Source organism: Nocardiopsis quinghaiensis (genome assembly GCF_008638365.1).
GTDB lineage: Bacteria > Actinomycetota > Actinomycetes > Streptosporangiales > Streptosporangiaceae > Nocardiopsis > Nocardiopsis quinghaiensis.
Genome location: NZ_ML703342.1, coordinates 24,342 through 36,217, shown reverse-complemented (window position 1 = coordinate 36,217; position 11,876 = coordinate 24,342). Strand labels below are relative to the sequence as shown.

Sequence of the window (11,876 nt, the reverse complement as noted above, 5' to 3'; positions counted from 1 at the left end):
CAGGTCATGATCACAGCAAGAATCAACAGCTCGTGTTCATTTGACTCTGGAGAGTGACACACCAGGGAATGCGCCGGAGTTGTAGGGGCGTTTACCTCGGTTTCACCCGTGCGTGTGGAGCCTCGGCCAGGGTCGGGAGCGACCGGTGGCGAACCCCGCCGGACCTGGAGAAGCCGCACGTCCCGGCTCGACCCGCACCGGCCGGAGCACGCGGACCAGCACGATCCCCAAGGAGAAGGTGTGCCCGAATCCGCGCCCCGCCGCCGCCCACTGCCGTTGATCGGTCAGGTAGGGGGCGGCCGTTCCCGCGCAACGTGTCAGCTGCGCTGTGGCGACGCCTGCTTCCACCCCGCCCCCAACACCAGCGACAATCCCTACTTCGGGGACATCTTCGCCAAGGCGCTCTCCCGCCGCACGGCGCTGCGCGCCGGAGCGGTCACCGCCGGGGCCGGAGCACTCGGGCTCTCCGCGCTCGGCCCCGTCGCCTCCGACCCCCGCGGCTCCGACCGGCCCCACCCCTCACCGCGGCCCACCTTCAAGAGCGTCCAGCCCAACACCGACGACAAGGTCACCATCCCCAAGGGTTACGACCAGCACGTCGTCATCCGCTGGGGCGACCCGGTCCTGCCCGACGCACCCGAGTTCGACGTGCACGGCCAGACCGCCGAGGCCCAGGCCCGGCAGTTCGGCTACAACTGCGACTACGTCGGCTTCCACCAGCTCGACGACGACCACGGCCTGCTGTGGGTCAACCACGAGTACACCAACGAGGGCCTGATGTTCCCGGGGTACACCGACGGTGCCTCGGCGAGCGAGGAGCAGATCCGCATCGCCATGGCCGCACACGGCGGCTCCATCGTCGAGCTGGAGCGCGACGGCCGCACCGGTAAGTGGGTGCTGTCGGAGGGGGAGCGCGCCTTCAACCGCCGCGTCACCGCCACCACCCCCATGCGCCTGACCGGCCCCGCCGCGGGGCACGACCTGCTCAAGACCGCGGAGGACCCCACCGGGACCCTGGTCAGGGGCATGCTCAACAACTGCGCGGGCGGGATGACCCCCTGGGGCACCTTCCTCACCGCCGAGGAGAACTTCCACCAGTACTTCGGCGGAGCCTCCGGCGCGACCGAGACCAGACGCTACGGCATCGGCACCGGGCTTCCCGGGCGCCGCTGGGACCGTGTCGAGGAGCGCTTCGACCTGGCCAGGCACCCCCACGAGGCCAACCGCTTCGGCTACATCGTGGAGGTCGACCCGCTCGACCCCGGGTCCGAGCCGTGCAAGCGCACCATGCTCGGCCGCTTCAAGCACGAGGGCGCCACCATCCGCCTGGCCGAGGACGGCCGCGTGGTCGCCTACATGGGCGACGACGAGCGCTTCGACTACATGTACAAGTTCGTCAGCGCCAAGAAGTACGTCGAGGGCTCGCGGCGCCACAACCTCACCCTGCTGGACTCGGGCACGCTGTACGTGGCCCGCCTGAGCGGCGACAGCCCGGCCGAGGAGTTCGACGGCTCCGGCGCACTGCCCTCCGACGGCGGGTTCGACGGCTCCGGTGAGTGGGTCGCGCTGTGCACCGACACCGAGAGCTTCGTCGACGGCTTCGGCGTCGCGGAGGTGCTGGTGTACACCCGCCTGGCCGCCGACGCCGTGGGCGCGACCAAGATGGACCGGCCCGAGGACTTCGAGCCCAGCCCGGTCACCGGCAAGGTGTACTGCGCGCTGACCAACAACTCCGCCCGTGAGCCCGGCCAGGCCGACGAGCCCAACCCGCGCGGTCCCAACCGGCACGGCCACATCCTGGAGATCGTGGAGGAGGGCGACGACGCCGCGGCCACCGCGTTCGCGTGGAACGTGCCGCTGGTGTGCGGGAACCCGGAGGACGAGGACACCTACTACGCGGGCTTCGACAAGTCCAAGGTCATGCCGATCTCCTCACCGGACAACCTGACCTTCGACAAGGACGGCAACCTGTGGATCTCCACCGACGGCCAGCCCGGCTCGCTGGGGATCAACGACGGTCTGCACGTCATGCCGGTCGAGGGCCGCTTCCGCGGTGAGCTCAAGACCTTCGCGACCGTCCCGGTCGGCGCGGAGGCCTGCGGCCCCTTCATCACGAAGGACGGCAGGACGGTCTTCCTCGCCCCGCAGCACCCGGGTGACGGCGGCTCGTTCGATGCGCCCACCAGCACCTGGCCCGACGGTGACATGCCCCGCCCGTCCGTGGTGTGCATCTGGCACAAGGGAGGCCGTGAGGTGGGCAGGTAGCCCGCCTCCGTAGAAGACCACCGGCCCCGGCTTCCATCGTGGGGGCTGCCGGGGCCGGTCCTGCTCTTTCCGGTCCTCAGAGCACCTTGCCGAAGCAGTGCGAGGACGGTGAGTCGACGTAGGCGCCGAACCTCGGAACGGGCGTGTAGCCCGAACGGGTGTAGAACCGCACGGCGTCGGGCTGGCGGTCGCCCGTCTCCAGGAGCAGGCGCTTCCAGCCGCGCTCGCGGGCCCACTCCTCCAGCGCCGCCAGGACCAGCGGGGCCGTGCCCGACCCCCGGTGTCCGGGCGACACGTACATGCGCTTGACCTCGCCCGTCCCGTCGCCGAGGTCGCGCAGGCCGCCGCAGCCCACGGCGGTGCCCCGCTCGTCGCGGGCCACCACGAACACCGCGATGTCGTCGGCCGAGGGCGCCACACCGGGCTCGGAGTCGGGAGTGCCGTACCGTTCGGCGATCTCCGCCCGCTGTCCGGCCCGTAGTGCGCCGGCGTCGGGGTCGTCCCAGGGAACCATGTCGATACGCATGCGCGTGAAGCTAGCGGCGCCGTGTTTCGTGCCCGTGAACGCCGGCTCAGCCGGGGTCGGTGAGGGCCTCGCGCATCACCCGGAACTTGGACTCGGTCTCGGCCAGCTCCGAGCGCGGGTCCGACCGGGAGACGATGCCGCCCCCGGCGAAGAGCCGGGCGCGCGCGCCGTCCACGCGGGCGCAGCGCAGGGCGATGCCCCACTCGGCGTTGCCCGCCCCGTCCAGCCATCCCACCGGACCGGCGTAGCCGCCCCGGTCCATGCCCTCGACCTCGGCGATCAGCCGCATGGCGGCGGAGGTGGGGGTGCCGCCCACGGCGGCGGTGGGGTGCAGGGCGGCGACCGCGTCCAGCGCCGACACCCCGGTGGACAGGCGTGCGCGCGCGGGGGTGGCCAGGTGCTGCACGTTGGCGAGTGCGAGCAGGCGGGGCCGCTCGGGCACGTCCAGTTCCTCGGTGAGCGGTCCCAGCGAGGCGCGCAGGGAGTCCACGGCCATGCGGTGCTCGTCCACGTCCTTGGCCGAGGCCAGCAGTTCCTCGGCCAGGGCCCGGTCGCTGTCGGCGTCCCCGCCCCGGGGGCGGGTCCCGGCCAGGACCAGGGAGGTGAGCCGGTCACCCTCGCGGCGCATCAGCAGCTCGGGGGTGGCTCCGACCATGCCGTCCACGGAGAAGGTGAAGCAGCTGGGAAAGCGCAGGCGCAGCCGCTCCAGCAGGGTGCGCACGTCGATGGGGGAGCCGGCGTCGGCGAAGGCGTCGCGCGCCAGTACGGCCTTGTCGAGTTCACCCGCGTGGATGCGCTCGACGGTGTCGGCCACGGCGGCCATCCACCGCTCGTCGGTCAGCGATCCCCGGCTCCAGGAGACCGGGCCGACCGGCCGCGTCGCGGAGGTGGGACGCGGGGGCTCGGGCGGGTGCTCCCCGGGCCGGTCGGTGACGGTGGTCAGCCATGTGCGGCCGTCGCGCCGTCCGAGGAGCACGCGGGGCACCACCAGGGACGAGTCCCCGGAGGCGGGGGAGAAGGCGAACGTGCCGAAGGCGACCAGGCCGGTGCCGGGCCGGTTCACCTCGTCCCGGACATCGGAGCGCTCCATGAGGCCGTTCGTCCAGCGGGCCGCCTCGGTGAAGCGGGTGGTGTCGGTGGGCTCGGCCGCGCCGGGGTCGCCGCCCAGTTCCAGCCGTGCGGCCCGTCCCCAGCCCACGATCCCCTCGTCGCCGGTCAGCCAGGCCAGCGGGGAGTCGGCTGGCAGGCGGCGCACCAGGCTGGAGGCGTCCTCGGGCAGGGAGACGGTGCGTACGTACAGGTGGGGCGGGCTCAGGGCGGCGTTCACGGTCCCCGAGTCTAGAACCTCGTCTGTGACGGTGTGTCCGGATCCGTCGAGGCGTCGGCGGTGCGCCGCGCCCTGTGCCTCCGTGCCGGAGTTGTGCGGGAAACGGACTCCCTGCCGTTTTCCGGGGAGAGGCGGCCTCTCGTGGCCCTTCGGGCGGACGCGACGCCGACCGGTGGGGATGCTCCCGGAACCGAAGTGCGCGAGGCCGTCCACGGGTTGGCTGAATCGTGTCTGAAAATTGACGTTCTGGCTTATTCTGGTGCGCGGCGCGACGCCACGGTGACGGCGTCGTGCGACGACCCCGGAGGAGATCTGCCCCATGGCCCCAGTGGCACGTGCCACGCCCCCGACGCGCGCCGCGCTCCGGTGGGCGGCGACGGCCGCCGCGACCGCCGTCCTGCTGTCGGGATGCACCCCGTGGGGTGCCGGTGCGGAGTCCCCAGACCAGGCCGGTGCGGCCGCCCCGTGCGGAAACGACGGGAACGAGCGCCGGATGCGCGGAGCATGGCTGACCACGGTCCGCAACATCGACTGGCCCTCCGAGCCGGGCCTGTCCGCCGAGGAGCAGAGGGCCGAACTCGACTCCTACCTCGACGCCGCCGCCGGCATGGGCCTCAACGCCGTCTTCCTGCACGTGCGTCCCACGGCCGACGCGGTGTACGCCTCGGAGCTGGAGCCGTGGGCGCGCTACCTCACCGGTGAGCAGGGCGGCGACCCCGGCTACGACCCGCTGGAGTACGCCGTGGCCGAGGCGCACGAGCGGGGGCTGGAACTGCACGCCTGGTTCAACCCCTACCGGGTCGGGTTCCAGGACCCCGACGTGGAGAACCTGGTCGAGGAGCACCCGGCCAGGCAGAACCCCGAATGGCTGGTCGACTACGGGGACGAGGCCTACCTCGATCCCGGAGAGCCCGAGGTCCGCGCGTGGGTGGTCGGGGTCATCATGGACGTGGTGGAGCGCTACGACGTCGACGGTGTGCACTTCGACGACTTCTTCTACCCCTATCCCAAGGGCGGCGAGGAGTTCGACGACGACGCTTCCTGGGAGGAGCACGGCGGGGGCTTCGACGACCGGGGCGACTGGCGCCGCGACAACGTCGACCGGCTCATCGCCGACGTCCACGAGGGCATCGAGCGGGCCAAGCCGTGGGTGAGCTTCGGGATCTCGCCGTTCGGCATCTGGCGCAACGACTCCACCGATCCCAGCGGCTCGTCCAGCGCGGGCCTCCAGTCCTACGACGCCCAGTACGCCGACACCCGCGCCTGGATCCGTGAGGGCACGGTCGACTACGTCGCGCCGCAGCTGTACTGGAAGCGGGGCTTCGAGACCGCCGACTACGAGGCCATGGCCGACTGGTGGTCCCAGGAGGTCGAGGGTACGGGCGTGGACCTGTACATCGGCCAGGCGGCCTACCGGGTGGGCGAGGACGGCTGGCGCGGTGAGGACGCGCTCAGCACCCAGCTCGACTACTCCGGCGAGCTGGCCGGGGTCGACGGCGACGTCTACTTCTCCATCAGGAGCCTGCGCGAGCAGGCAGCCGACGCCTACGCCGTGCTGGCCGGGGCCCACTACGCGCGTCCCGCGCTGCCGCCGCGCTCCGACGCATCCGAGGGCCAGGGACCGCTGGTCGGCGCGGTCGGGGGCGTCACCGCCCGGGCCGGGGACGAGCGCGTCGACGTCGAGTGGGAGGCCGTCGACGGCGCCCGCTTCTACGCCGTCTACCGGCTGCCCGCCGACACGGCCGGGGTCGGTTCCGAGGAGGCGCGCTGCGAGGCCGTGGCCGCGGAGCACCTCGTGGGCGTCACCGGGCGTACCGCGCTGACCGACACCGCACCGCTGGAGGACGGCGCCGGGTACGTGGTCACCGCCCTGGACGACTACCGGGCCGAGGGGCCGGTCGGCGAGGTCGCCGACGTGCGCGGCTGATTCCGGGGAGTCCGCGGTGGACGGCGGGCTCCCTCCGGCGGAGGACGGTCGTCGGGCGGGGACCGCTCGCTTGCGGAGGCCGGAACCCGTCCGACGGGACCGTGCTCTGTCGCAATGTGGCAATGTCGCATAATCCAGAATCGTGTGCGAAAAAGCTCTGATCTGCTGGCGAAAATGTTCTTCTGCGTCAGCAGATGCGAGGATAGGTTGGCCCCATGCCGACCTTCCAGATCCGTGAGGCCGCCACCCTGCTCGGGGTCAGCGCCGACACCGTCCGCCGATGGGTCGACTCCGGCCGTCTGCCCGCCGCCCGCGACGCCTCCGGTCGGCGCCGGGTCGACGGCGCCGAGCTCGCCGCCTTCATGCGCGCCGGAGCCGACGATGACCCGGCACGCCACCTGTCCTCGGCCCGCAACCGCTTCCGCGGACTGGTCACCGACGTCGTCCGCGACCGGGTGATGGCCAGCGTGGAGATCCAGGCCGGACCCCACCGGGTGGTCTCCCTGATGAGCCGCGAGGCCGCCGACGAACTCGGCCTGGAGGTGGGCACCGTCGCCACGGCCGTGGTCAAGTCCACCAACGTGGTCGTGGAGACCACCGGAGGACACCATGCCTGACCGTGCTCCCCGGCACCTCCCGCACGTCCTGTCCCGTGCCCTGACCGCGAGCGCCCTCGCCCTCAGCGCCCTCACCGCCTGCTCCCCCGGGGACACCGGCGCCACGGGGGGAGGCGGCCGGCTCAACGTCTTCGCCGCCGCCTCCCTCACCGACGTCTTCACCGGCCTCGCGGAGGAGTTCGAGGACCGGCACCCGCGGACCGAGGTGGTCCTCAACTTCGCGGGCAGCAGCGACCTGGCCGTCCAGATCAACTCCGGTGCCCCCGCCGACGTCTTCGCCGCCGCCGACACCGCCACCATGGGCCGTGTCGTGGAGGGGGAGGGGCTGGACGCCGACTGGGCCGCGGGGCACGGCGGGCGGGGCGCCGTCTTCGCCACCAACACCCTGCGTATCGCCGTTCCCCCGGGCAACCCCGCCGGGGTCCGAAAGCTGGCCGACCTCACCGGTGAGGACGCCACCGTCGCGTTCTGCGCCGAGGAGGTCCCCTGCGGCGCGGCCACCGACGCGGTCCTGGAGGAGGCCGGGCTGGAGGTCACCCCCGACACCTACGAGGAGGACGTGCGGGCGGTCCTGACGAAGGTCGAGCTCGGCGAGGTCGACGCCGGGCTCGTCTACGCCACCGACGTCGTCTCCGCGGGGGAGCGGGTCGAGGGCGTCGGGTTCGCCGAGGCCGACGCGGCGGTCAACGACTACCCCATCGGGGTCGTGTCCTCCGCCTCCGACGCCGGGCTCGCCGCCGAGTGGGTGGAGCTGGTCCGCTCCGGGACGGGCGCGGAGGCCCTCGACGCCGCGGGGTTCGAAGTACCGTGACGCCTGAGCACACACCAGTCCCCGCTCCGAGGCGTGGGCGGGCGCTGCGGGCACGTCCCGGACGCCCGCCCTGGATCCTGGTCCTGCCCGCGCTCGCCGGAGCCGCCTTCCTCGTCCTGCCCCTGGCCGGCCTGCTGGTGCGCGCGCCCTGGTCCACCATGGGCAGCCGCGTCACCGAGCCCGAGGTGCTGGCGGCCCTGTGGCTGTCGCTGTCCACCGCCACCGCGGCCACCCTCCTCTCCCTGCTGCTGGGGGTGCCGCTGGCCTGGCTGCTGGCCCGCACCGACTTCCCCGGACGCCGCCTCGTGCGCGCCCTGGTCACCGTTCCCCTGGTGATCCCGCCCGTGGTCGGCGGTGTGGCGCTGCTCCTGGTCCTGGGCCGCAACGGGCTCCTGGGCCGGTACCTGGACGCCTGGTTCGGGGTCACCCTCCCCTTCACCCCGGCCGCCGTCGTCCTCGCCCAGATGTTCGTCGCCATGCCGTTCCTCGTGATCAGCGTGGAGGGCGCGCTGCGCGGGGCGGACCGCCGCTACGAGGAGGCCGCCGCCACCCTGGGCGCCAGCCGGGTCACCGTCTTCGTCCGCGTCACCCTGCCCCTGGTGCTGCCGGGCATCGGCGCGGGCGCGGTCCTGTGCTGGGCGCGTGCCCTGGGCGAGTTCGGCGCCACCATCACCTTCGCCGGGAACTTCCCCGGCACCACGCAGACCATGCCGCTGGCCGTGTACGTGGCCATGCAGCACGACCCCGAGGCCGCCATCGTGCTCAGCCTGGTCCTGCTGCTGGTCTGCCTGGCCGTCCTGGCCACCCTGCGAGAGAGATGGACGAACGCCTGATGGCGCCGACCGACGAGCTCCCCGCCGCCCCCGAGCCCGCACTCGACGCACGGCTGTGCCTGGACCGGGGCGACTTCAACCTGGACGTGGAACTGCGGGCCCGGCCCGGTGAGATCCTCGCCCTGCTGGGGCCCAACGGCGCGGGCAAGTCCTCGGCCCTGCGCGCCCTGGCCGGACTGGTGCCCCTCACCGACGGCCACGTGCGTGTGGACGGCCGCGACGAGACCGCCACTCCCGTGGAGCGCCGCCCCATCGGCATGGTCTTCCAGGACTACCTGCTCTTCCCGCACATGAGCGCCCTGGACAACGTCGCCTTCGGCCCGCGCTGCCAGGGCCTGTCCCGGCCCCGGGCCCGCGAACGCGCAGCCGGGCTGCTCGCGCACATGGGCCTGTCCGAGCACGTCCGCTCCCGGCCGCGCGGACTCTCCGGCGGCCAGGCCCAGCGGGTGGCACTGGCCCGCGCCCTGGCCGTGCGCCCGCGCCTGCTGCTGTTGGACGAGCCCATGGCCGCTCTGGACGCCAGTACCCGCATCGACGTGCGTGCCCGGCTGCGCCACCTGCTGGAGGAGTTCGACGGTGCCACGGTGCTGGTCACCCACGACCCGCTCGACGCCATGGTGCTCGCCGACCGGGTCGCGGTCATCGAGAGCGGCAGGACGGTCCAGCAGGGGCCGCCCGCCGAGGTGGCGCGTCGCCCCCGCACCGCCTACGTCGCGCGGCTGGTGGGGCTGAACCTGTTCCGGGGCACGGCTGAGGGCACCACCGTCACCCTGGAGGCCGCCGGGAACGGTGGCCCCGGGGGCTCCGGCGGGCCCGCCCGGGTGGAGGCGCACGAGGCCCACCACGGCCCCGCCCTGGTGGCCTTCCCGCCGCGCGCCGTGGCCCTGTATCCGCGGCGTCCGCACGGCAGCCCGCGCAACGTGTGGCGGCTGAGGGTGGAGGGGATCGAGCGCTTCGGAGACCAGGTGCGGGTGCACCTGGCGGGTCGGCCGTCCCTGGCCGCCGACATCAGTCCGGCGGCCCTGGCCGAACTGGGCCTGACCCGGGGGGACGAGGTGTGGGCGGGGGTCAAGGCCGCCGAGGTCGAGTGCTATCCGGGCTGACCCCGACAGCGTCCGTGACACACGGTCCGCGCCCCGATGCCATCGCCTTTGTCAGTAAAAAGTACATAGGTCTACCCAGTGGGAGATATCAAAACCAATACTGGAAAACCTGTGTGCATCTGGATATCTCACGCTTACGCGGGGGAGACTATAGAAACCTGGCGACGAACAGTCCTTCCCCTGAGCGGCTGAGGAGGGTGCCATGTCCCTGAGAGAGCACGAGAGAAGGATCCTCGAGGAGATCGAGCGGCAGCTCAACGAGGAGGAGCCGGACCTTGCCGGACGTATGGAGTCCTTCGGATCCGATGATCCCGACGCTCCGGCGGATCCCAGCCTGGCCAGTTGGAGGCCGTGGGTGGCGTGCGCTCTGATCGCCGCGGTCACGTCCGGCCTGCTGGTGCTGCTGTTCGTGCTCACACCGAGCGCGCCACAACCGTCCACGCCGACGCCCACCGGGACGTCGGAGACCACCGACGTCTCGGTGCCGGGGGATCATCCTCTGGACACCGATCCGGCGAACACCGGCTCCAACGGCACCGAACAGGTCGGAACACCCTGACCACCGCCGGGCGGCGGACACCTCCGTTGCGGCGGGGCCGCCCGTGGGGGTCACCCGTGGACCCGGTCGAGCGGATCCACGGGGACGCGGGGACGCGGTTCGTCGAGGACTCTCTTTCGGGCGGTACCACAGGCCCTGACACGTGACGGCGTGCGGCGCGCACCTGTACGAGTGCGCGTCACACGCCGTCGTGCGTTCACCGGCGGTGCGGGACGCACTTCCCGCCGGGGAGCGCGTTCAGGAGCCGTAGCCGAGGATCAGGGTCCAGAAGGGGCCGTCCTCGTCGTGCACGACACCCGCTCCGATCTCCTTGGCGGAGCACTTCATGAGCACCCTGGTGTGTCCGGAGTGGTCCGTCCAGGCCCGCACGGCCTCGTCTGGCGTCTCGAAGCCCCTGGCCACGACCTCGCCGGCGACGCGGTCGTATCCCCGGTCACGGGCACGGTCACCGGCCGAGGCGCTCTGGAGGAACGGTGCACCGGCGGCCGTCCCGCCCCCGGCCCTCGCCCGGCTGTGCTCGCGGGCCGCCTCGGCGAGCACCCGGTCGGTGCTGAGAGCGGAGCACCCGGCCTGGGACCTCTTCTCGTTCAGCAGCCGTACGACCTCGCCCTCGGCCTCGGGCCAGGGCTCGGCCTGGCGCTCCGCATCGTCGGTCCAGGGCGTCGGCCGTCCGTCGCCGGGCCCGGTGACGGACGGCGGGGACCCGTCCCCGGACACGTCGGGGTCGGCTGCCCCCGTCACACCAGCGCAGCACAGGGCCATCGCCAGCCCCGCGAGGACGGGGCCTCGCACCCACCGGTTCCGCATGTCCTTCCACCTTCCGTACGCGCGGCTCCGCCTGTCGCGGCGCCTTCGCGCACACCAGGGGCGGACGGCCGGAGACCGCCCGCCCTCGTGTGAACTCACCTAGCGACGCTGGTGGTCCTGTCCACCGTGGCGCCGTTCATGGAGGCCGTGTAGGTCACGTACTCGTAGGTGACCTTCCCGTCATCTCCCGCGTGGCTGTGGACCACCGTCATGGTGGCTCCCTCGGCGCCGGCGGCGCCGAAGCTGCCGTGGAAGCTCGCGTCGGCGGCCGCGACCGAGGGCGCACCCAGGGCCAGGCCGGACACCAGAACGGCCAGGAACAGCGTTCGTCGTCGTGGGGTCATTGGTCCTCCTCGGACTACTGGTCGGGCCACACCCGCCGGACGCGGCGGTCCTCGGACCTCCGCGTCCGGCAGAACCGGTGCCTACTAGCGCGCACCGCTGACGGCGCTGTGGAAGCCGGCGCCGTGGGGGCCCGCCCAGGTGGCGCTCTGCTTGAAGAAGGCGCCGCCGCCGTGGTGGCCGTTGTCGTCGTCCTTGTCGTGGTGGCCGTGGTGGCCGTGGTGGCCGTGGTGGCCGTCGAAGGCGGCCGCCTTCACGTCGTAGCTCACGGCCCCCTTGGGGCCTGCCGCGTTGGCCTCACCCGAGAAGAAGCTGTCCGCCAGGGCCGTGGCCGGGGCGCCGAAGGCGAGGGCCGGAACGGCGACAGCGGCGAAGGCGAGCCGGGTGAGAGTCGTGCGATTCATGCTGTGTCCTTTCGAGGCGGACTGACGATCTGCCAGACCGATGGCGCCGGCTCCCCTACCTCGACCCCGGAGGGAACCGTTCTCTTGGCGCCGTTCGTACATCTGCCCCGAGACCAACTGTATTAACTCTTAGTAGTATGCTAATAGCTTAAAGTAATAATTGGCAGTTTTGGGTCCGCTTTTCCCTGTTCTGAGAGGAACACGGGCTCCGAACCGGGAAGGGACCGGACCGCCTCCGACCGCAGCGGCCTCGGCACCCGCGCCCACCGCGGAGGCGCACGAAACGAGCGGCGCGCACCGGTTTCGCCGGGGCGCGCCGCGCGTTTGGGCGGGGGCCGAGGGGGGTGGGGTACGT

At 72.4% G+C, this 11,876-nt stretch carries 12 protein-coding genes; 7 read left to right on the top strand and 5 right to left on the bottom strand.

What is annotated here, in order from left to right:
• Window positions 1-240 precede the first annotated feature (240 nt).
• On the top strand, window positions 241-2,265 hold the full coding sequence (locus FYX01_RS04235; protein ID WP_150237746.1) for a PhoX family protein: 2,025 nt from the start codon (window positions 241-243) through the stop codon (window positions 2,263-2,265).
• Window positions 2,266-2,341: 76 nt separating this feature from the next.
• Here the strand turns inward: FYX01_RS04235 and FYX01_RS04230 are convergent, their stop codons facing one another.
• Together FYX01_RS04230 and FYX01_RS04225 are read right to left on the bottom strand one after the other, a co-directional pair.
• Window positions 2,342-2,791, bottom strand: coding sequence for a GNAT family N-acetyltransferase (locus FYX01_RS04230; RefSeq protein ID WP_150237745.1), 450 nt, complete (start codon window positions 2,789-2,791; stop codon window positions 2,342-2,344).
• Window positions 2,792-2,837: 46 nt separating this feature from the next.
• Window positions 2,838-4,118, bottom strand: coding sequence for an isochorismate synthase (locus tag FYX01_RS04225; RefSeq protein ID WP_150237743.1), 1,281 nt, complete (start codon window positions 4,116-4,118; stop codon window positions 2,838-2,840).
• A 319-nt stretch (window positions 4,119-4,437) separates the two neighbouring features.
• On the opposite strand from FYX01_RS04225, the gene FYX01_RS04220 reads away from it, so the two are divergent.
• The 6 genes from FYX01_RS04220 (at window position 4,438) to FYX01_RS04195 (ending at window position 9,968) form a co-directional block, all read left to right on the top strand.
• Entirely contained in the window at window positions 4,438-6,045 is a 1,608-nt protein-coding gene (locus tag FYX01_RS04220; RefSeq protein ID WP_150237742.1) for a glycoside hydrolase family 10-like protein, read from the top strand.
• A 215-nt stretch (window positions 6,046-6,260) separates the two neighbouring features.
• Entirely contained in the window at window positions 6,261-6,662 is a 402-nt protein-coding gene (locus FYX01_RS04215) for a TOBE domain-containing protein (protein ID WP_150237740.1), read from the top strand.
• Window positions 6,655-7,473 carry a molybdate ABC transporter substrate-binding protein gene (gene modA, locus FYX01_RS04210; RefSeq protein WP_150237739.1) on the top strand — a complete coding sequence of 273 codons (819 nt, stop codon included), beginning with the start codon at window positions 6,655-6,657 and terminating at the stop codon, window positions 7,471-7,473. The genes FYX01_RS04215 and modA overlap by 8 nt, the downstream gene beginning before the upstream one ends.
• The gene (locus tag FYX01_RS04205) at window positions 7,470-8,306 is read left to right on the top strand and encodes an ABC transporter permease (RefSeq protein ID WP_150237737.1); all 837 of its coding nucleotides are present in this window, start codon (window positions 7,470-7,472) and stop codon (window positions 8,304-8,306) included. Before modA ends, FYX01_RS04205 begins: the two co-directional genes overlap by 4 nt.
• Window positions 8,291-9,409 (top strand): ABC transporter ATP-binding protein, encoded by a 1,119-nt coding sequence (locus FYX01_RS04200; RefSeq protein WP_223830301.1) that lies wholly within the window; start codon window positions 8,291-8,293, stop codon window positions 9,407-9,409. The genes FYX01_RS04205 and FYX01_RS04200 overlap by 16 nt, the downstream gene beginning before the upstream one ends.
• A gap of 202 nt (window positions 9,410-9,611) precedes the next feature.
• Entirely contained in the window at window positions 9,612-9,968 is a 357-nt protein-coding gene (locus FYX01_RS04195) for a DUF3040 domain-containing protein (RefSeq protein ID WP_150237736.1), read from the top strand.
• Window positions 9,969-10,205: 237 nt separating this feature from the next.
• Here FYX01_RS04195 and FYX01_RS04190 read toward each other — a convergent pair whose 3' ends face one another.
• From FYX01_RS04190 to FYX01_RS04180, 3 genes are all read right to left on the bottom strand, one after another.
• Window positions 10,206-10,775 (bottom strand): CAP domain-containing protein, encoded by a 570-nt coding sequence (locus tag FYX01_RS04190; RefSeq protein ID WP_150237734.1) that lies wholly within the window; start codon window positions 10,773-10,775, stop codon window positions 10,206-10,208.
• 95 nt (window positions 10,776-10,870) lie between these two features.
• Window positions 10,871-11,119 carry a hypothetical protein gene (locus FYX01_RS04185; protein ID WP_150237732.1) on the bottom strand — a complete coding sequence of 83 codons (249 nt, stop codon included), beginning with the start codon at window positions 11,117-11,119 and terminating at the stop codon, window positions 10,871-10,873.
• 84 nt (window positions 11,120-11,203) lie between these two features.
• Window positions 11,204-11,521, bottom strand: a complete 318-nt coding sequence (locus FYX01_RS04180) for a hypothetical protein (protein ID WP_150237729.1) — start codon at window positions 11,519-11,521, stop codon at window positions 11,204-11,206.
• Window positions 11,522-11,876 lie beyond the last annotated feature (355 nt).

Excerpts from the sequence above, each read along its gene's own strand:
- FYX01_RS04230 (WP_150237745.1), bottom strand. The coding sequence starts at position 2,791 with ATGCGTATCGACATGGTTCCCTGGGACGACCCCGACGCCGGCGCACTA.
- FYX01_RS04220 (WP_150237742.1), top strand. The coding sequence starts at position 4,438 with ATGGCCCCAGTGGCACGTGCCACGCCCCCGACGCGCGCCGCGCTCCGG.
- FYX01_RS04215 (WP_150237740.1), top strand. The coding sequence starts at position 6,261 with ATGCCGACCTTCCAGATCCGTGAGGCCGCCACCCTGCTCGGGGTCAGC.
- modA (WP_150237739.1), top strand. The coding sequence starts at position 6,655 with ATGCCTGACCGTGCTCCCCGGCACCTCCCGCACGTCCTGTCCCGTGCC.
- FYX01_RS04200 (WP_223830301.1), top strand. The coding sequence starts at position 8,291 with ATGGACGAACGCCTGATGGCGCCGACCGACGAGCTCCCCGCCGCCCCC.
- FYX01_RS04195 (WP_150237736.1), top strand. The coding sequence starts at position 9,612 with ATGTCCCTGAGAGAGCACGAGAGAAGGATCCTCGAGGAGATCGAGCGG.
- FYX01_RS04190 (WP_150237734.1), bottom strand. The coding sequence starts at position 10,775 with ATGCGGAACCGGTGGGTGCGAGGCCCCGTCCTCGCGGGGCTGGCGATG.
- FYX01_RS04185 (WP_150237732.1), bottom strand. The coding sequence starts at position 11,119 with ATGACCCCACGACGACGAACGCTGTTCCTGGCCGTTCTGGTGTCCGGC.
- FYX01_RS04180 (WP_150237729.1), bottom strand. The coding sequence starts at position 11,521 with ATGAATCGCACGACTCTCACCCGGCTCGCCTTCGCCGCTGTCGCCGTT.